The 19569-nt window shown below is 68.5% G+C and carries 18 protein-coding genes and 1 tRNA gene; 15 read left to right on the forward strand and 4 right to left on the reverse strand.

The genetic code is table 11. The features are described from left to right. The first annotated feature begins 3 nt into the window (after positions 1 to 3). The 4 genes from BJ960_RS06400 to BJ960_RS06415 all read left to right on the forward strand — a co-directional run bounded on the left by BJ960_RS06400 (position 4) and on the right by BJ960_RS06415 (position 3820). A complete protein-coding gene (locus BJ960_RS06400) occupies positions 4 to 882 on the forward strand; it encodes an SDR family NAD(P)-dependent oxidoreductase (RefSeq protein WP_185986686.1) in 879 nt (292 codons plus the stop codon). Positions 883 to 972: 90 nt separating this feature from the next. Beyond that, the gene (locus tag BJ960_RS06405) at positions 973 to 1188 is read left to right on the forward strand and encodes a hypothetical protein (protein ID WP_121077033.1); all 216 of its coding nucleotides are present in this window, start codon (positions 973 to 975) and stop codon (positions 1186 to 1188) included. Positions 1189 to 1237: 49 nt separating this feature from the next. Further along, entirely contained in the window at positions 1238 to 2014 is a 777-nt protein-coding gene (locus BJ960_RS06410; RefSeq protein ID WP_185986687.1) for a glycerophosphodiester phosphodiesterase family protein, read from the forward strand. A 405-nt stretch (positions 2015 to 2419) separates the two neighbouring features. Next, complete coding sequence (locus tag BJ960_RS06415; RefSeq protein WP_185986688.1) at positions 2420 to 3820, forward strand: dipeptidase; 1401 nt, start codon at positions 2420 to 2422, stop codon at positions 3818 to 3820. A gap of 86 nt (positions 3821 to 3906) precedes the next feature. Here BJ960_RS06415 and mscL read toward each other — a convergent pair whose 3' ends face one another. Then, a complete protein-coding gene (gene mscL / locus BJ960_RS06420; RefSeq protein WP_185986689.1) occupies positions 3907 to 4368 on the reverse strand; it encodes a large-conductance mechanosensitive channel protein MscL in 462 nt (153 codons plus the stop codon). A gap of 139 nt (positions 4369 to 4507) precedes the next feature. On the opposite strand from mscL, the gene BJ960_RS06425 reads away from it, so the two are divergent. From BJ960_RS06425 to BJ960_RS06460, 8 genes are all read left to right on the forward strand, one after another. Continuing rightward, positions 4508 to 6028: an IMP dehydrogenase gene (locus BJ960_RS06425; protein ID WP_185986690.1), complete on the forward strand. Its 1521-nt coding sequence runs from the start codon at positions 4508 to 4510 to the stop codon at positions 6026 to 6028. 61 nt (positions 6029 to 6089) lie between these two features. Continuing rightward, positions 6090 to 7517 carry a threonine synthase gene (thrC, locus tag BJ960_RS06430; RefSeq protein ID WP_185986691.1) on the forward strand — a complete coding sequence of 476 codons (1428 nt, stop codon included), beginning with the start codon at positions 6090 to 6092 and terminating at the stop codon, positions 7515 to 7517. 38 nt (positions 7518 to 7555) lie between these two features. After that, a complete protein-coding gene (locus BJ960_RS06435) occupies positions 7556 to 8767 on the forward strand; it encodes an AI-2E family transporter (protein WP_342354337.1) in 1212 nt (403 codons plus the stop codon). A 42-nt stretch (positions 8768 to 8809) separates the two neighbouring features. Then, complete coding sequence (locus BJ960_RS06440) at positions 8810 to 9220, forward strand: phage holin family protein (protein ID WP_185986692.1); 411 nt, start codon at positions 8810 to 8812, stop codon at positions 9218 to 9220. A gap of 121 nt (positions 9221 to 9341) precedes the next feature. Beyond that, positions 9342 to 9414, forward strand: a tRNA-Glu gene (locus BJ960_RS06445). 122 nt (positions 9415 to 9536) lie between these two features. Further along, positions 9537 to 10598, forward strand: a complete 1062-nt coding sequence (locus BJ960_RS06450; RefSeq protein ID WP_185986693.1) for a 3-isopropylmalate dehydrogenase — start codon at positions 9537 to 9539, stop codon at positions 10596 to 10598. A 61-nt stretch (positions 10599 to 10659) separates the two neighbouring features. Beyond that, positions 10660 to 11763 carry a branched-chain amino acid aminotransferase gene (locus BJ960_RS06455; protein ID WP_185986694.1) on the forward strand — a complete coding sequence of 368 codons (1104 nt, stop codon included), beginning with the start codon at positions 10660 to 10662 and terminating at the stop codon, positions 11761 to 11763. A gap of 10 nt (positions 11764 to 11773) precedes the next feature. Next, positions 11774 to 12562, forward strand: a complete 789-nt coding sequence (locus BJ960_RS06460; protein WP_185986695.1) for a fumarylacetoacetate hydrolase family protein — start codon at positions 11774 to 11776, stop codon at positions 12560 to 12562. 78 nt (positions 12563 to 12640) lie between these two features. Here the strand turns inward: BJ960_RS06460 and BJ960_RS06465 are convergent, their stop codons facing one another. Next, positions 12641 to 13246 (reverse strand): hypothetical protein, encoded by a 606-nt coding sequence (locus BJ960_RS06465; protein WP_185986696.1) that lies wholly within the window; start codon positions 13244 to 13246, stop codon positions 12641 to 12643. 80 nt (positions 13247 to 13326) lie between these two features. Here BJ960_RS06465 and rlmN point away from each other — a divergent pair, with 80 nt between their 5' ends. Further along, positions 13327 to 14631, forward strand: coding sequence for a dual-specificity RNA methyltransferase RlmN (rlmN, locus tag BJ960_RS06470; protein WP_185986697.1), 1305 nt, complete (start codon positions 13327 to 13329; stop codon positions 14629 to 14631). A gap of 79 nt (positions 14632 to 14710) precedes the next feature. Here the strand turns inward: rlmN and BJ960_RS06475 are convergent, their stop codons facing one another. Together BJ960_RS06475 and BJ960_RS06480 are read right to left on the reverse strand one after the other, a co-directional pair. Continuing rightward, positions 14711 to 15718, reverse strand: a complete 1008-nt coding sequence (locus BJ960_RS06475) for a PDDEXK family nuclease (RefSeq protein WP_185986698.1) — start codon at positions 15716 to 15718, stop codon at positions 14711 to 14713. Positions 15719 to 16064: 346 nt separating this feature from the next. Beyond that, a complete protein-coding gene (locus BJ960_RS06480) occupies positions 16065 to 17132 on the reverse strand; it encodes an aminotransferase class V-fold PLP-dependent enzyme (protein ID WP_185986699.1) in 1068 nt (355 codons plus the stop codon). Between the two features lie 82 nt (positions 17133 to 17214). Between BJ960_RS06480 and BJ960_RS06485 the strand changes: the two genes are divergently transcribed. Continuing rightward, positions 17215 to 18189 carry a LysR family transcriptional regulator gene (locus BJ960_RS06485; protein ID WP_185986700.1) on the forward strand — a complete coding sequence of 325 codons (975 nt, stop codon included), beginning with the start codon at positions 17215 to 17217 and terminating at the stop codon, positions 18187 to 18189. 58 nt (positions 18190 to 18247) lie between these two features. Next, positions 18248 to 19549, forward strand: coding sequence for an MFS transporter (locus BJ960_RS06490; RefSeq protein WP_185986701.1), 1302 nt, complete (start codon positions 18248 to 18250; stop codon positions 19547 to 19549). Positions 19550 to 19569 lie beyond the last annotated feature (20 nt).

Consider the following 19569-nt stretch of genomic DNA (forward strand, 5'->3'; position numbering starts at 1 on the left):
GCAATGGCAGACAAGACTGACGGGCGTCGCGTGATCCCCGGCGCAACCGTGCTCATCACCGGGGCCGCCCGCGGCATGGGCGAGCTGTATGCGCGCCGCGCCGCGCGGGAGGGCGCGGCGAAGATCGCGCTCTGGGACCTCGACGAGGATCGCGCGACCGCGCTCGCCGCCGAGCTCGCCAGCCCCCGCGGGCGCGTTGGCGGCCCAGACGTGCGCGTCTACGCCGTCGACGTGTCCGACCGTGAGGCCGTCGCCGACGCGGCAGCGCGCGTGCGCGACGAGCTCGGCGACCCGGACGTCGTCGTGAACAATGCAGGCATCGTCCGCGGTGCACTCTTCTGGGAGCACGACGCCGAACGCGACATCGAGCTGACGATGCGCGTGAACGCGCTCGCCCCGATGTGGATCGCGCGCGAGTTCCTGCCGGCGATGATCGCCGACCGGACGCGGCCCAAGCGGATCCTGAACATCGCCTCAGCCGCTGGGACGCTCGCGAACCCGCGCATGAGCGTCTACGCCTCCTCGAAGTGGGCGATGATCGGGTGGAGCGAATCGCTCAGGCTCGAGCTCACCCGCACCGACAACGCGCACGTCGCCGTGACCACGTTCTGCCCGAGCTACATCTCGACGGGCATGTTCGCGGGCGCCAGGGGTCCGCTGCTCACGCCGATCATGCGGCCGCAGCAGGCCGTGCAGGCGGCATGGAGCGGGATGCTGAAGGGCACGCCGATGGTGCTGCGGCCGTGGACCGTGAAGCTCGCGATGGCGCTGCGGGGCGTGCTCCCCACGCGGGCGTGGGACGTGCTCGGTGATCGCGTCTTCCACGTGTACTCGTCGATGGACCGGTTCACCGGGCGCGCCGACGAGCGCGGCACACCCTGAGCCGCGTCAGGGGGCGCGTGGCACCTGGGTACCATGCGATTCATACTTCGGTGTGACGCGCCCGGGCGCTGGGAACGCGAATATGGAAGCATGAAGTTCCCCGAGGTGTTGAAGCAGCCATCAACGTTCGTCGCCGCCGCGCTCGTGACCGCGTGCCTCGTCGCGCTGCTCGCCGCAATCGGCGGGTTCCTCCTCATCGACGGCGCAACGCGCAGCGCGCTCGCGATGAAGCCCGTCGGCTCAGGGATCGTGACGAGCTCAACTGTCGAAACGTCTGAAGCGACGGTCGTTCCGGCACGCGGATAACCCCGAAACTTGCCTGCCGGGCGCGGGCCGTGGGCAATAGCATGGAGACATGTTGCACCCATTCTTCGCGGAGGGGCAGACGCCCCGCATCTTCGGGCATCGCGGGTATGTGTCGGCCGCGAACGCCGAGCGCGGCATCGCCGAGAACTCGCGCGCCGCACTCGCTGCGGCAGTGGACGCGGGCGCGGACTACGTCGAGTCCGACTGCCAGCTCACGGCCGACGGCGAGGTCGTGCTGTTCCACGACAGCACCCTCGAACGAACCCTCGGCGACGCCCGGCGGATCTCGACGGTCACGCACGCGCAGCTCGCCGAGCTCATGGCCGACCGCGGGGGACTCATCACGCTCGCGGAGGCGCTCACCGAGCTCCCGTCAATCAGGCTCAACGTCGACATGAAATCCCCGGAGGTCGCGACCCCTGCCGGAACGCTTGTCGGGAGCCTCGCGCCCGACCGGGTGCTCATCAGCAGCTTCTCCGACAGGCTGCGGCTCGAGGCGCTCGCCGCAGCCGAGGCCGCAGGCTCTCGGCCCGCGGCCGGTGCCGGCCAGAGCGCCATCGTGAAGATCCTCGCGGCGGTGGCGATGCGGTCGTCCGCGCTCCTCGACCGGGCGTTTGCCGGGATCGACGCGCTGCAGGTTCCCGTCAAACAGGGGCCGGTCAGGGTGCTGAGTCCCGGCCTGCTCCGCGCGGCGCATGAGCGCGGCGTCGAAGTGCACGTCTGGACCGTCAATGAGGCCGACCAGACGCGCGAGCTCGTGGAGCTCGGCGTGGACGGCATCATCACGGACCGCACGGACCTCGCGGTCGCGGCGCTTCGCGGGTAGGGGCCGGCGGGGCCCCAGTTAGACCAGGCCCGCACACCTTCTTCGCGTGAGCACACCTTCCTCACGCACTTTAGGGTGTGTTGAGGCGAGGAAAGTGTGCTCGGGGGCTTGCGGGCCTTGCCCGTCTCGGGGCTACCGGGCGCAGCTGCAGCGGTCAGCGACCGCGACGCCCTGCAGCGCGTCTTCAATGTGTTCGCCGCAGCCGGCCCAGGTCGGCTTCGAGCAGTTCTCGCAGGTTACGCGTGCGCACATGGTGTGTCCTTTGTGTGAGTGAATCTGAATGGTGGACGGCGGTGAACACTGTCCGACCACACCATCAAACCAGACGTTCGCATCGATAGGCTTAAGGATTGAAGAGGGCGAGCCGCGAAGACGCGCGCCGCCACCGGCTACGAAGGAGACCCGATGAGCGACCAGCTCGAAACAGTCATCAAGCAGCACGTTGACACGGCGTTCGAAACCACGATCGAGGAGCTGTGCGAACTCGTGCGGATTCCGTCGGTGTCATGGCCAGCGTTCGATCCCGCGCACGTGCAGGAGAGCGCAGAGAAGGTTGCCGAACTCATGCGCTCGACCGGCGTCTTCGAGTTCGTCGATATCCGCCGCGCGCCGGTCGCTGGCCAGGAGAACGAGACTGATCCCGAGCTCGGTCAGCCCGCCGTGATCGCCCGCCGCCCGGCGAAGAACGGCGCCCCGACCGTGCTGCTCTACGCCCACCACGACGTGCAGCCTCCCGGCAAGGAAGAGGAGTGGGACACCCCGCCGTTCGAGCCGACCGAGCGCAACGGCCGCCTGTATGCACGCGGCGCAGCCGACGACAAGGCGGGCGTGATGGTGCACGTCGCGGCCATCCGCGCGCTCATTGAGGCGAAGGGGGCGGACTTCGACCTCGGCCTCGCCGTCTTCATCGAGGGCGAGGAGGAGTGGGCGTCGCAGTCGTTCGCGAACTTCTTGCACGAGAACCGTGCGGAGCTCGAGGCAGACGCGATCATCGTCGCCGACTCGGGCAACTGGGACGTCGACACCCCGGCCCTCACCGTCGCACTTCGCGGCGCCGTCGCGTTCAACGTCCGCATCGAGACGATGGCGCACGCGACCCACTCGGGCATGTTCGGCGGCGCCGTTCCCGACGCGATGCTCGCGGCCGTGAAGCTGCTGGGCACCCTGTGGGACGAGGACGGCTCGGTTGCCGTCGAGGGACTCACGAGCGCCGACCTCACCACCCCCGAGTACGACGAGGCGCGGCTGCGCGAAGAATCGGGTCTGCTCGACGGCGTTTCCCCGATCGGCCGCGGCGAGATCCTGTCGCGCATGTGGGCGCAGCCTGCGATCACCGTGACGGGCATCGACGCGCCGAACATCGCGAACGCGTCGAACACCCTCATCCCGAGCGTGCTCGTGCGCATCTCCGCCCGCGTCGCGCCTGGCCAGGACCCGCAGGAGTTCTACGACGCGCTCACTGGCCACCTCACGAAGCACGCGCCGTTCGGCGCGAAGCTCACCTTCGAGGACCCGGGCCTCGGTCAGGCGTTCAGCGTCGACACATCGGGCCCCGCGGTCGCGCACATGCGCGCGGCAATGACCGGCGGCTTCGACCGCGAGCCGATCGACATGGGCATCGGCGGCTCGATCCCGTTCATTGCCGACCTTGTCGACGAGTTCCCCCAGGCGGAGATTCTCGTGACCGGCGTCGAGGATCCTGACGGCCGCCCGCACTCGCCGAACGAGTCGCTGCACCTCGCGTCGTACAAGAATGCCCTCGCGACCGAGGCGATCTTCCTCGCGCGGATGAACGACGGGCTGTAAGCGCCCACACACCCCGACACAACGAGAGGGGCTGGCGGATCGTGATCCACCAGCCCCTCTCGCTGTGTCTGCGCGACGCCCGCGCGCTACTCCGCGTGGGCCGGACCCGCGGGGTCAGCCGGCGCTGCGGGTGCGGCGAGGGGAGCGGCAGCCGAGGCGGCGCCGCCGTTCTGCGCCTTGAGGAGATCGCGGATCTCGCTGAGCAGCTCCTGCTCGGTCTCGACGACGGGCTCTTCCACCGCGGTCGTGGTGCGCTTGCGGAGCTCGTTCATCGGCATCACGAAGACGAAGTAGACGACCGCAGCGACGATGATGAAGTTGATGAGTGCGCCGACGAGTGCGCCGAACGCGAGGGTGCCGCCGCCGGGAAGCTCAACCATGAGTGCCGTATCGAGCGAGTCGGCCTTGAAGAACATGCCGATGAGCGGCGTGATGAGTGACGACACGACCTTCTCGACGACCGCGTTGAACGCTGCACCGATGACAACGGCTACCGCCAGGTCGATGACGTTGCCGCGGAGCAGGAACTCCTTGAACCCTTTGAACATGTGCTTCCCCTTTGCGTGAACCGTGAACCAGTGCAGGTGTTTCGCCCCTAATGTATTGCGAATCGGCGCCGCGCGCGAGCATATCCGCTCCATGTCGTCGTCCCAGCCACGCGCGCGTCGCCCGGGGTACGCTGAGCCTATGGACTTCATCGGTGCCCAGCCCACGCTCGATCTCACCTACTCCGACGTCTTTCTCGTCCCGCGGCGGTCGGCGGTCGGAAGCCGCCTCGCGGTGGACCTGGCGCCCACCGACGGGACGCCCGCGACGATCCCGCTTGTCTCCGCAAACATGAACTCCGTGACGGGTCCGCGGCTGGCGGCCGTGCTCGCCCGCCGCGGCGGCCTCGGCGTGCTGCCGCAGGACATGAGCGAGACCGGGCTCGCCGACGCGATCGCGTGGGTGAAGGCGCAGCCCGTCGGGTTTGACACCCCGATCGTGCTCGGCCCCGAGCAGACCGCGGCGGACGCGCTCCGCCAGGTGCCCGCCGCCGAGGGCCAGGTCGTGGTGGTAGTCGAGGGCGGCTCGGCCTACGCCGGCGCCTTGCCAGGCGGCTCCGAACCCGGCCAGACGTTCCCCGCCGGCCGGGTTCTCGGGGTTCTTGCGGCGACGCGCCTCGCTGAGCTGCCGGGCGACGCGCGGCTGGGGGATCTCGCCTCGGGCCAGGTTCCCGTGCTCGAGCTCCGCGAGCTTGGCGCCGCTGCGCAGGATCCCCGTGCGATGTTCGACGCCGTGGACACGGCGCTTGGCGACACTGGCGCCGAGGCCGTCATCATCGCTGAGCAGGGCGCGGTGCGCGGCACGCTGTCGCGCCGGTCGGCGCTTCGGGCCTCGATCTATCGGCCGGCGCTCGACGCCAGCGGGCGCCTCGCCGTCGCGGTCGCGGTCGGCATCAACGGCGACCCGGCAGCGCGCGCGAAGGCGCTTGCCACTGCCAGGGCCGACGTGCTCGTCGTCGACACCGCGCACGGCCATCAGGAGGGCATGATCCGCGCCCTGCGAGAGATCTCGGCGCTCGGGCTCGGCCTGCCGATCGTTGCGGGCAACATCGTTACGGCGGACGGCGTCACCGACCTGGTGGACGCTGGCGCCACGATCCTGAAGGTTGGCGTCGGGCCCGGCGCGATGTGCACGACGCGCATGATGACCGCGGTGGGACGCCCCCAGTTCTCGGCCGTCCTCGAAACCGCGCAGGCCGCGCGCGAGCTCGGCGCCCACGTGTGGGCTGACGGCGGCGTCCGTTATCCGCGCGACGTTGCGCTCGCCCTCGCCGCCGGCGCCGGCTCGGTCATGATCGGATCCTGGTTCGCCGGCACCGCCGAATCGCCCGGCGAGCTGCTCGCCGATGCGAACGGCCGTCAGTACAAGGAATCGTGGGGGATGGCCTCGACGAAGGCGGTGCAGGGGCGGTTCTCCAGGCTCGACGCGTTCGAGCGCGCACGCAAGGAGCTCTTCGCCGAGGGCATCTCGTCGTCGAAGATCTACCTGGACCCCCAGCGCCCCAGCGTCGAGGATCTCGTCGACATGATCACCTCTGGCGTGCGCTCGTCGTTCACGTATGCGGGCGCCGCGTCGCTCACCGACTTCCACGTCAATGCGCGCGTCGGCCTGCAATCGGCCGCCGGCTACGAAGAGGGCAAGGCGCTGCCCGTTTCCTGGTAAACGTGCCCGCGGGCGCATGCCCGTTCACTAGACTGTGAAGCTGCAACGGTTAGGAGCTTTGGTGGAATACATCTCGACCCGCGGCGGGATGGCCCCCGCACCCTTTAGCGCGACGCTGCTCGAAGGGCTTGCGACCGACGGCGGACTCGCCGTTCCCGAAACGATGCCCGAGATCACGCATGAGCGGATCGAGACCTGGCGCTCACTGAACTACGCCGAGCTCGCCACCGAGATCCTCAGCTTCTTCGCGACCGACATCCCGGGCCCCGAGCTCGCCGCGATGTGCGAGCGAGCGTACCGCGAGGAGAGCTTCTCGCCCGGGATCGTGCCGCTCACTCCGATCAGCGACTCAATCACGCTGCTCGGCCTCTCCGAGGGCCCCACGCTCGCGTTCAAGGACATGGCGATGCAGTTCCTCGGGCAGTCGCTCGAGTACGTCCTGCGCAAGACCGGGCGCACGCTGAACATCGTTGGCGCGACCTCTGGTGACACCGGCTCCGCGGCCGAGTACGCGCTCCGCGGCAAGGAGGGCGTGTCCGTCTTCATGCTGTCGCCCCAGGGACGCATGAGCGACTTCCAGCGTGCGCAGATGTACTCGCTCGACGACGCGAACATTCACAACATCGCGGTCGAGGGCGTCTTCGATGACTGCCAGAACCTCGTGAAGGCGATCGCGGGCGACCTCGAGTTCAAGCGCGAGTACAGCGTCGGCGCCGTGAACTCGATCAACCTCGGCCGGATCTCGGCCCAGGTCGTCTACTACTTCTGGGCGTGGCTCCGCGCGAGCGATTCGCTCACTGCCGAGGAACGCGAGACCTTCAAGATCTCGGTCACGGTGCCCTCGGGCAACTTCGGCAACATCCTCGCGGGGCACTACGCGCGCGAGATGGGCGCACCGATCCGCCGCCTCGTGCTCGCCGCGAACGAGAACAACGTGCTCGACGACTTCTTCCGGACGGGGATCTACGCGCCGCGCACGTCGGCCGAGACGCACCTCACGTCGAGCCCGTCGATGGACATCTCGAAGGCGTCGAACCTCGAGCGGTTCATCTTCGATCTGCTCGGGCGCGACCCGGAGCGGCTGAACGCTGCATGGCGCGAGCTCGACGAGACCGGCAGGATCGACCTGAGCGCCGAGCTGCCCCGCTTCGTCGGCGAGTTCGGCATCCAGAGCGGCACCAGCACCCACGCCGACCGCGTCGCCACGATCCGCTCGGTGCGCGAGGAGAGCGGCGTCACGATCGACCCGCACACCGCCGACGGTGTGAAGGTCGCCCGCGAGCTGCTCGAGCCCGGCGTCCCCATGCTCGTGCTGGAGACCGCAAAGCCCGAGAAGTTCCCCGAGATTGTGCTCGAGGCGACGGGGGAGGCCCCCGGCCTGCCCGCCGACCTCGCGGGCCTGCTTGACCTGCCGCAGCACGTCGTGAAGATGGCGGACGATGAGGCCGCGCTGCGCGAGTTCATCGCGGATCGGGCACTCCGCGCGTAGACTCCAACCACATGGTCTACGGCTAGGAGGGGTATCCAGTGTTCGGACGCCGCACAGAGCAAGTACTTACCCGACGCATTGTCGAGTTGGAGCGACGGAGCGGCATCCGCGTGCCCTCCGGGGAATCGGGCGGGCAATCGAACCCCGCATCCGAGTCGCCCGTGGCGCGCTCCCGGGCAGGCGGCGCGTGGGGTGACGGCTTCGGAATGATCGCGACGCGGTCGCTGCAGGTGATCATCGTGCTCGTACTGACCGCGGCGGTCGTGATCGGGCTCCGAACGCTGAGCACGGTGTTCATCCCGATCCTGCTCGCGCTGATCCTGGCGAGCACGTTCGCGCCGGTTATGCGCTGGCTCCGCGCCCACAAGCTGCCGTCGGCGCTTGCGACGGTGGTCGTTCTGCTCGGGATCCTGTTGCTGCTCACCGGCGTCGGGTGGCTCATCGTCTGGGCCGTGCAGGACGAGTGGGATGAGCTCGCCGCGCAGGCACAGAGCGGCTTCGAGCAGGTCGTCGCGTGGGTGCAGACGCTGCCGTTCGCGCCAAGCTCCGAGCAGATCTCCGAGTGGCAGGACACCGTCATCGACTTCGTGACGAGCTCCCAGTTCGGCTCGGGCGCGCTCGCGGGCGTCGGCGCGATCACGAGCTTCGTCACCGGCCTCGTGCTCATGATCGTTGTGCTCTTCTTCTTCCTGAAGGACGGCCCGCAGATCTGGCAGTTCCTGCTCCGTCCGTTCCGCGGCGAGGCGCTCGCCCGCGCCGAGCGCGCTGGCGACAAGACCGTGTCGACCCTCGGCTCCTACGTCCGCGGCACGGCCGCCGTCGCCGCGGTCGACGCGATCGGTATCGGGATCGGCCTCTTCATCCTGGGCGTCCCGCTCGCGCTGCCGCTCGCCGCGCTCGTGTTCATCCTCGCGTTCATCCCGATCGTCGGTGCGACGGTCGCCGGCATCCTCGCCGCGCTCGTCGCCCTCGTCGCGAACGGCCCGCTCAGCGCCGTGCTCGTCGTCGGAGTCGTCGTGCTCGTGAACCAGCTCGAGGGCAACTTCCTGCAGCCCGTGCTCATGGGGCGCGCGCTGAAGCTGCACTCGCTCGTGATCCTGCTCGCACTGACGATCGGCACCGTGCTCAGCGGCGTGCTCGGCGCGGTGCTCGCCGTGCCGATCGCCGCCGTCGCGTGGGGCATCATCCAGGTGTGGGACGGCCCCAACCTGCCGGCGAAGCCGTTCCGTCCGCGGGAGCGCCAGGCGTAGATTTGCCGGCGCACCTCGCGCCGCCGCACCCGAAAGGACGCCATGCGTTTTCTCCTCAACCTCCTCGCGCAGATCGCACTCGCGGCCGTCGCCCTCGTCGTGATCCACTTCGCGCTGCCCGGCGTCACCCTCCACCTCGCCGGCTTCTTCATCGCCCTGGGGGTGTTCACGATCGCGTACGCGATCCTTCGCCCGCTCGTCAGGAAGCTCGCGCAGCGCTACGCGGAGCCACTGACCGGGGGAGTCGGCCTCATCGCGACGCTGCTCGCGCTGTGGATCGCGACCCTCTTCAAGGGGGGCATTGTCATCTCGGGCGTGCAGGCCTGGCTGCTTGCGCCAGCGATCGTGTGGATCATCACCGCGCTCGGCGGCTGGATCGTCGGCAAGTTCGTGATCGACCGCTCGCTCGAGAAGCGCGATCTGGCGCGGAAGATCGCCCATTCCAAGAAGTAGCGGCGGCGCAACACGCGCGGGTGCACCGGTTTTGGGGCCTCGATTTGCGCAGCCGGTGGGTACGTGGGAATATATATGAGTTGTCAACGACGGCCTAGGCCAGAAGGAGACAACAGCGTCCGGCCCCATCGTATAGCGGCCTAGTACGCCGCCCTCTCACGGCGGTAACGCGGGTTCGAATCCCGCTGGGGTCACCGGAACAGAAAGCCTCACCTTCGGGTGAGGCTTTCTTCGTTTGTGCGCAGTGCTGGCCTGGGGAGGGAGCCCTCGGGAGTATGCTTGAACCACGATTTCAACGCACAACGAGGAGCACGTAGTGACCCGCACGATCAAGCTTGCAGTGATTCCAGGCGACGGTATTGGGCCGGAGGTGATCGAGCAGGCGAACCGCGTCATCGACGCTGTCGTTGCTGGGGGCGACATTACGATTGAGCGGACCGAGTTTAAGCTCGGCGCCGAGCGCTTCCTCGAGACCGGCGACACGCTGCCCGAGATCGAGCAGGCCGCGATTGCGAGCCACGACGCGATCCTCTTTGGCGCGGTTGGCGGCGTGCCCGGCGACGAGCGGCTCCGCTCCGCGAACATCGAGCGCGGCCTGCTGCTGAAGCTTCGCTTCGACTTCGAGCACTACGCGAACGTGCGCCCGTGCGTGCTGTTCCCGGGCGTCGAATCGACGCTCGCAGACCCCGGCACCGTCGACTTCGTCGTCGTGCGCGAGGGGACCGAGGGGCCGTACGTCGGCAACGGCGGTCGCCTGCGCCCCGGGACCCCCGCCGAGGTCGCGACCGAGGTGTCGGTGAACACCGCGTTCGGCATCGAACGGGTCGTGCGCTACGCCTTCGAGACCGCCATGGCGCGTCCGCGCAAGAAGCTCACCTGGGTGCACAAGACCAACGTGCTCGTGCACGCCGGCGCGACCTGGCAGGGCGTCGTCGAGGCCGTGCGCGCGGAGTACCCGGAAATCGCCGTAGACTATATGCACGTCGACGCGGCAACGATCCACATGGTGCAAAACCCAGCACAGTTCGACGTGTTGGTCACTGACAACCTCTTTGGCGACATCCTCACCGACCTTGCGGGCGCCATCGGCGGCGGCATCGGTCTCGCGGCGTCAGGCAACATCAATCCCGACGGCACCTTCCCGAGCATGTTCGAGCCGGTGCACGGCTCCGCACCGGACATCGCCGGGCAGCAGAAGGCCGACCCAACGGCGGCCATTCTCTCTGCAGGGCTCATGCTCGACCACCTCGGGCTCGACGCCGAGGCGGAGCGCCTGCGTGCGGCTGTCCGCGCCGATCGCGCGGCAGCGGGTGCGCAGGTCCGCTCGACGGCCGAGGTCGGCGACGCGATCATCGCGCAGATTCCGGCCCGCGCATAGCTCACGTTCTCGGCCCGCGCCGAACCACTCATGCGTTTCACACTGACCAGAAAGGCGTGTCATGACTGACTCCACCTTCACTCTCACCGAGGCGGAACGCCTCCCCGCAGCGGAGCGCGAGGCGATCCTCGCTGATCCCGGCTTCGGCGATCACTTCACCGACCACATGATCTCGATCGTCTGGACGCAGGCGGACGGCTGGCACGACGCGCAGGTCCTGCCGTACGGCCCGATCGCGATGGATCCGGCGTCGTCCGTGCTGCACTACGGCCAGGAGATTTTCGAGGGGATGAAGGCGTACCGTCGCGCCGACGACTCCATCGTGATCTTCCGCCCCGAGGAGAACGCGCGCCGCCTGAACGAATCTGCCGTGCGGCTCGCCCTGCCCGAGCTTCCGGTCGAGCTGTTCGTCGAGGCGACCAAGCGGCTCGTCGAGATCGACGCCGACTGGGTACCGCGCGGCGCCGACCAGTCGCTCTACCTGCGTCCGTTCATGATCGCCGACGAGAGCTTCCTCGGCGTCCGCGCAGCGCAGCGCGCCCGCTTCATGGTCATCGCGAGCCCCGCCGGGCCGTACTTCACGGGTGGCGTGAAGCCCGTCTCGATCTGGCTGTCGCAGGACTTCGCACGCGCCGGCCACGGCGGAACGGGCGCCGCGAAGTGCGGCGGCAACTACGCCGCGTCGCTGCTTCCGCAGAACGTGGCGGCCGAGAACGGCTGCCAGCAGGTGCTGTTCACCGACGCAGGCGACCCCGACGTGATCGACGAGCTCGGCGGCATGAACCTCTTCCTCGTCCGCGATGACAAGACGCTGCTCACGCCCGCGCTCAACGGGAACATCCTTCCCGGGATCACGCGGAAGAGCCTCATCCAGCTCGCGAAGGATCGCGGCTACGCGGTCGAGGAGCGCGCGGTCACGGTTACGGAGTGGCGCGAAGGCGTCGCGAATGGTTCCATCGTCGAGGCGTTTGCCTGCGGCACCGCCGCCGTGATTACGCCGATCGGGCAGCTGAAGTCGCCCGACTTCACCATCGACTTTGGTGACGCGGCGCCGGGCGAGCTCACGCTGTCGCTGCGTGAGGAGCTCACAGGGATCCAGTACGGCACCCATGAGGATCGCCACAGCTGGCTCACCGAGATCCCGTCCGCCAGCGTCGCCGCGTAGAGGAGCAGCAGTGAAGATCGCACGTTTCGAGGCCGACGGGGAGATCTCGTTCGGAATCCTCGACCCCGCAGAGGACGGCACCGGCGTTGAGCTCGTCGAGCTCGTCGGAGACCCGATCGTGGCGGGCTACGACACGACGGGCAAGCGCTTCAAGTTCGAGGACGTGCGGTTGCTCGCCCCCGTGATCCCGCGCTCGAAGATCGTCTGCGTCGGCAAGAACTATGCCGACCACATCGAGGAGATGAAGGACGTCACGGGCGGCGATGCGCCAGCGGAGCCGCTGCTGTTCCTGAAGCCGAACACCTCGGTGATCGGCCCGGGCGGCACGATTGTGCGGCCCGCCATCTCGGATCGCGTCGAGCACGAGGGCGAGCTTGCGATGGTGATCGGTGCGATCGCGAAGGACGTCCCTGAGGATCGCGCGCTCGAGTACGTCTTCGGCTTCACCTGCGCGAACGACGTCTCCGCCCGCGACATTCAGATCGCTGACGGCCAGTGGACGCGCGGCAAGGGGTTCGACACGTTCTGCCCGCTCGGGCCGGTCATCGAGACCGATCCTGACCTCGCGGACGCGCGCGTCACGACCCGCGTGAACGGCGAGACGCGGCAGGACGGCACCACCTCGCAGCTCATCTTCTCGCTCGCCCGGATCGTCGCGCACGCGTCGCAGGCGTTTACGCTGCTGCCGGGCGACGTGATCCTCACCGGTACACCCGCGGGCGTCGGGCTGCTTGAGCCCGGCGACGCCGTCGAGGTCGAGGTCGAGGGCATCGGGATCCTGCGCAACACCGTCGCGTAGCGCGCCGTGCTGCGCGCCGTGCTGCGCCCTGCGCGTGCTGGCTGAGTCCCTCACCGAACGGTGGGGGACTCAGCTGTTTCAGCTCTGGCTGAGGCTCTCCAGATCATCGCGCAAACTCGTCGCTCGTTCTGGCACCCGGGGGAGTGCGTGCGCGGAAATGCTTCGGGCAAGCTGCCTGTCCTTGAGCAGTACGGCGACCCGGGCCCAGGTGAGCAGGTGCGCGGGGTGCATGCTCTCGTCGGATGCGGCAGCCACGGCGCCGGCTTGGAAATCCTCCGAGAACGCGGTGAGCGGGCCGAAGAACCCGGTGGCCTGACGCGGCCACTCCGAGACAAAGAACGCGACCGATTCGGCAGCCTCGGCTGCGCTTTGGCCGTAGGCGAACTCCGCGTCGGAGCTGTTGCGGAAGCCCGAAATGATCGAGCTACGCCAGGCACAGTCGTGGTCCCGGAGCTGCTCGGCAGGGGTGCTCGACGTTCCAGCGACCTCGTCGAGCGGGCTCAAGTGCACGCCGAGGCCGACCTGGAAGACGCCGGCCCGAGGGCGATGTTGAATCTCGACGACGTGCACGACGCTTCCCGGAAGCACGCGGCGGGCGACGTCGCCGGACCGGACGAATCCGTCCGCGGCCAGGAGCGGGAAGAACTGCCGCCGGAACTCGGCATTGATGGTTTTGCGGTCCACGAGGCTCCTCCGGTTCGGTGCTGCCCCCATTTTAGGGGCCGGGCGCAGCATCAGCTTTGAGGTGAGACAATAGGAGCACGATGGATCCGAACAAGCTCAACCACACACCGCCCACCGGCGAGTCCAAGCTCATCAAGACTCGCCCGAACACTGGCGGCCTTGCTCGGCGTCCGCAGGTGCGTCCGAAGACCGAGGGGTGGACGCAGCTCACGAATCCCGATGGGCGCCCGACGCTGCAGTTCGCATCCCCGCGCGTCAAGCAGCCCGCGACGCACCTCGCCGATATGACGCTCGAGGAGCGCGAAGCGAAGGTCGTCGAGATGGGGCTGCCGAAGTTCCGTGCGAAGCAGCTCTCGGTGCACTACTTCGAGCACCGCACCACGTCTCCCGAGGAGATGACCGACCTGCCGAAGGACCGGCGCGAGGAGCTTGCGGAGGCATTCTTCCCGCCGCTTCTGAGCGAGGTCAAGAAGCTCGTGACCGACGACGGCAACACGGTCAAGTTCCTGTGGCGGTTGTTTGACGGCGCGCTCGTTGAGTCAGTGCTTATGCGGTACCCGGGCCGGATCACGCTCTGCGTGTCGAGCCAGTGCGGCTGCGGCATGAACTGCCCGTTCTGTGCGACGGGCCAGGCGGGCCTCACGCGCAACATGTCGACCGCCGAGATTCTCGATCAGGTCGTCCAGGCGAACCGCTTTATCGCGGAGGGCGGGCTGGGGCACAAGCGCCGCGCCGGCAACGGTGCGGAGCCCGAGCGCGTGAACAACATCGTGTTCATGGGCATGGGGGAGCCCCTCGCGAACTACAAGCGTGTGATGAACGCCGTTCGCCGCATGGTCGCGCCGTCGCCTGAGGGCCTCGGGATGAGCGCCCGCGGCATCACGGTCTCGACCGTTGGACTCGCCCCGGCGATCCGCAAGCTTGCCGACGAGGACATCCCGGTGACGTTTGCCCTGTCACTGCACGCGCCCGACGACAAGCTGCGCGACGAGCTCATCCCGGTGAACAGCCGCTGGAAGGTCGACGAGGTGCTCGACGCCGCGTACGCCTACTACGAGAAGACTGGTCGCCGTGTCTCGATCGAGTACGCGCTCATCAAGGACATGAACGACCACGCCTGGCGCGCGGACCTCCTCGCAGATCGCCTGAACCAGCGCGGCCGCGGCTGGGTCCACGTGAACCCGATTCCACTGAACCCGACGCCGGGCTCCATCTGGACGTCTTCGACCAAGGAAGTCACGCGCGAGTTCGTCGACAGGCTCAATGCTGCCGGTGTTGTCACGACCCTGCGCGACACCCGCGGCAAGGAGATCGACGGCGCGTGCGGCCAGCTCGTCGCGACCGAACAGGACCGCGCGGACGCCGAGGCGTTCGCGACCTCCTGACAGCCGCTGTCGAGCGAGTCCGAACCGTCCGAGGTGAGCGACCGGGACCGGACCGCCTGCGGTTGGCGAGCGAGACCGTTCAGCGGGTCTCGCGTGCGAACCGCAGCGCTTCGAGCACCTGCCGTTTGAGTTCGAGCGGCTGACGGTAGAGCAACGAGCTCGTGACTCTGAGGACCCGCCACCCCTGCTCTGCGTACGCCTGATACTTTTCGACGTCGCGTGCGTACTGTTTCGCCTGGCTGAAATGATGTTCCCCCTCGTACTCGATGGCCAGCTTCAGCTGTGGGTACGCGAACTCGCTGCAGCCAAGCAGCCGCCCCTCTGGGGAGTACACGTCGTAGTCGAGCTCAGGCGGCGGCGCGCGCCACTCTGCGAGCAGCATTCGGATGTGGCTCTCGGGTGGCGACGCGCTCTGGTGCGTCAGCAGGGGGAGCAACTCCCGAAGCTCGCGGCCGCCGCGGCGATACGGGGTCGTGGCCGCCTGTTCGAGTTGGGAGCGTGTCGCCAGTGGGTCGCGCTTGTACCTACTCGTTCCCGGATATCGCGGATGCCTGAGCACTGCGTCGCCGACCGCGACGGCCTGTGACCGGGCGAGCCCGGGGGTAAGCTCTGCCCACGTGGTTGCGGGATCGGTGACAGGAATACCCCTCAGAACGACGACCTTGACCTGCCTGGGCGAGAGCACGCGGTACGTGACGCCGAAGCGTTCCAACGACTGGCTCCCCTCGCACGACGCAATGTCGACCCGCAGCTCATCGCCGCCCAGGGGAGGGGATACCGGAAGCCCCCAGATCGCCGCGGCGGTGTAGTGCGAGAAGAATGCGTTGGGCTTCATTACCTCGATGAGGTTGATTGCACGGATGGTGAGCGACTGTCGCCATCGTTCGTTCGGGTGCGGCAGCCGCCCACTCGGATGGTCCGCCGGAGAGACAATGACCTCTCCATCGACCCGGGAGTATGTCCCTGGAGCGATGCGCACGACGTCGTCACCGTGCAGGCGGCGGCTGTCGATCCCCGCCGCGCGGGCGGCAGCGGCGGTGAAGACTCTACCGAGGCTCTCGGGAAGGGGATGCTGGCGTCGATCCATGCTGCAATCCTGCCGAGCCGGGCCTGGCGCGCCCACCGCACCGGACCGAATGTGGAGAACGAGGCCACGCAGGGTGGGCTGCGGGCGATGTGGACGAAGTAGCCCACCCCAGCACTTTCGGGCGCACCCTTCCCAGACTCGACCCCTACCCGCAGGTCCGGTCCCCGGAAACGGGGGCGCCGATCCTGCTCCCGGAAACTTTGTCTACGTTTTGACGTAGTTGTTGCGCCTCAACTACGTCAAAACGTAGACAAAGTTGTCCAGGGTGGGGGCCGTGAGCGCCGTGAGCGCCAGGGGACCCCCAGCGCCAGGGCGCCACCAGCACCGGCGAGCCCGCGCCCGAGCCCTAGCGGCCGAGCGCCCGCGCCAGCAGCTCCACGTCTTCGACGGTATTCCAGAGGTGGAACGACACCCTCGCGTTTCCCGCGCGACCCGAGGCGACGAGTCCGGCGGCCTGCATTGCGGCGAGGTCGGCGCCCTCGGGGTCGGGCCAGGTGACGATCGCGGAGTTTCCGGCTGGCATCCCGAGCATCTCGCGAGCAGCGTTCGCGAGGCCCACGGCGTGGTCGTGCACGGCTGCGGCGTCGAGCGACACGATCACCTTGAGCGCCTCTTCGGTGCCCCCGATGAGCGGCCACAGCGGTGAGAGGTCGAACCTGCCGGTCCCGGCGGCGAGGGGAGTGTTGCCCGCGTAGCACGAACTCCACACGTCGTCCGCCGAGCACCAGCCTGCCGCGAGCGGCGTGAGGGTCTCATCTAGCCCCTCGCGCACGGTGAGGAACGCGGTGCCCCTCGGCGAGCACAGCCACTTGTAGGCGTGGCAGACCGTGTAGTCGAATTCGGCCGCGCCGACCGGAAGCCAGCCGAGCGACTGCGTGAGGTCGACACAGGTCTTGGCGCCGACTTTGGCGGCGGCCTGCACGATCGCCGCATGGTCAGCGACCTCGCCCGTTACGGACTGCACCAGTGAGAACGCCACCAGTGACGTGGCCGGTGTGATGGCCTCGGCGAGCGTCGCGGCCGGGGCGTACCGGACGGTCACGCCGCGCGACGCGAGCTGTTCGAAGGGGTGCGTGAGGGAAGCGAAGTCACCGGCTGGGCAGAGCACCTCACCACCGTCGGGCACCCCCGTCGCGACGATAGAGACGAGCTGCGACGCCTGCGACCCCAACGCCACGCGCGAGGCGGGGACGCCGGCGAGTTGCGCGTACAGGCCGCGCACCCGCTCTGCCGCTTCGCCGATGGCGCGGGCGTCGATCGCGCCACGCGACCAGTCATCGTAGAACGCGTGGCCGGCCCGGGTGGTGCCGTGCGTTGGCAGGCCACCCGTGCACGCCGAGAGGTAGCCGCGTACCGCTGGGAAATGGCTCGAGAAGTCGTGTGTCGAGGGCTGCGTCGCCGCTGAGGTGGTCATGCAGATCAGGCTACGGCGCGACAAAACATAAGAATAGAGAATGATTCTTATGAAAGAGTTGCATCTGGGTTATAGTGGTGCTGTGAACGCCACCCGACCCGCCGATCCGCTCGGCTCCATCGACTCGACCGAGCTGCGCATCCTGCATACCCTGTCGGTGACAGGCTCACTCACCGCGACCGCCGCGGCGCTCGGCCTGAGCCAGCCCGCCGTGAGCCAGCGCATCAAGCGCGTCGAGACCCGCCTGGCCGTTCCGCTCATCGAGCGCTTCGGCCGCGGGATCCGGCTCACGACCGCCGGCAACATCCTCGCCGATCACGGCCGCACCGTCGTCAGTGAGATCGATGCAGCCCTCGCCGCGATCGACGATCTACGCGGGGAGCGCGCTGGCACCCTCCGTCTCGTCGGCTTCCCGTCGGCATCGGCGACAATCGTCCCGGCCATCATGCGAAAGCTCGCGGTGGAGGCGCCCGAGGTCGCGCTGCAGTACCGCGAGGCCGAGCCCCCCGAGGCGACCGAGATGCTTCGCGACGGCGAGGTCGACTGCGCGCTCATCTTCGACTACGAGGGCGCCGCTGAGCTCCCCGCAGGGTCGGCCTTCTTCCCGTTATGGGAGGAGGAGGTGCAGCTCGTGGTCTCCGAGAGCCGCGCGGCGGAGCTCGTTGGCGCGGGCAGTGCCGACGCGCCCGCGAAGCTCGCCGAGTTCGCCGGTGACCACTGGATCGCCGGCTGCGAAAAATGCCGCGGCCACCTGCTCGCGGCCTCGCGCGACGCCGGCTTCGATCCTGAGATCATCCAGGAGACCGACAACGTGCCAGCGATGCTCGCGATGGCCGCGGCAGGCGGCGCGGTTGCGCTCGTCCCCGGCCTCGCGCTGGCCGCGGCTCGCACGCTTCCGGACGAGGCCGTGCTCGTCGAGCTTGACCCGCAGCGCCATCGCACGATCGGCCTGATCGCGATGGCGACCGCGAACGAGAGCCCGCAGGTGCGCCTCGCGCGCCGCCTGCTCGCGAGCATCGACGGCACCTGTTGGGGGCTCACACCGGTGGGCCAGTAGTCACACCGGGCTGAGGCCGCAGCACCACCACACACCCCGCCACCAAAGGAGACGTCGCGTGACGACGAACACGGCAGCAGCGCCGGACCGGGTACCGGGTTCGAGCCGGTATCGGGATCGCTTTCCGCTCGAACTCGGCGGCAAGCTGCAGCGACGAACCCTTGTCGTGCTTTCGACCGCGACGATCCTCGGCGGCCTCGGCTTCGGCGCCTCGGCGTCGGTCGGCGCGCTGCTCCTCGCCGAGGTGAGCGGCAACGACGCGATCTCAGGCCTCGCGGCCGCCATGTCGAACGCGGGCGCCGCCGCCGCGGGCATTCCGCTCGCACGAATCGCAGCGCGACGTGGCCGCCGCACCGCGGTGGTCCTCGGTAGCTCGGTTGCGATGCTCGGCGCGCTCCTCGCGATTGGGGGCGCGGCGATCTCGGTGTGGTGGGTCCTTGCGCTCGGGATCGGGATCCTCGGCGTGGCCTCCGCCGTGCAACTGCTCTCTCGCTTCGCGGCGACCGACCTCGCCCTGCCAAAGAACCGCGCGCGCGATCTGTCGCTCGTAGTGTGGTCGATCACCGTTGGCGCGGTGATCGGTCCGAATCTCATGGGCCCGGGGGCCGTGGTCGGCGGGTGGATCGGCGTGACCCCGCTCGCGGGGGTCTTCGTGTTCACGTTCTTTGCGCAGCTCGCGGCGGTGTGCGTGAACTTCTTCGGGCTTCGTCCGGACCCGCTGCTCACGGCGCGGCTGCTGCAGGCCGAGGCCGAGAAGTCGAGCGACGTCAGACCAGAAACCACCAGTGAGGTGGCGGCCTCGCGCAGCGCGAAGATCCTCGCGATCGTCATTATCGGTATGGCTCAAGCGATCATGGTCGGTCTCATGGCGATGACCCCGCTGCACCTCAAGCATCACGGCGGCAGCGACGCCCTTGTTGGCGTCACGCTCAGCCTGCACATCGCGGGGATGTACGCGCTGTCGCCCGTGTTTGGCATCCTGGCGGGCAAGATTGGCAGGCTCCCGGTGATCGTTGGAGGATGGGCGATCCTGCTCGTCGCGATCTACTTCGCGTTCATCTCGGGCGACAACAACGGCTACGTGCAAATCGCGATGACGCTCGTGGGTATCGGCTGGAGCGCGGTGACGGTTGCCGGCGCCGCGCTGCTCACGGACCTCACCACACTCGGGGAGCGGCCCAAGTGGCAGGGGCGCGCCGACACGTTTATGAGCGCCTCCGGGGCGGCGGCGGGCGTGCTCGCCGGAATCGTGTTCGCGATGAGTGACTTCTCGATCCTCGCCCTCGTGGCACTCGCGCTGCTGACGCTCGGCGTGATCGCCTCGATGTATCCCAAGCTGCGAGTCGCCAGGCAACACTGAAGCCCGGGGCGCCAATAGCG

The sequence above is a fragment of the Leucobacter aridicollis genome, from assembly GCF_013409595.1.
GTDB classification, from domain to species: Bacteria; Actinomycetota; Actinomycetes; order Actinomycetales; family Microbacteriaceae; genus Leucobacter; species Leucobacter aridicollis.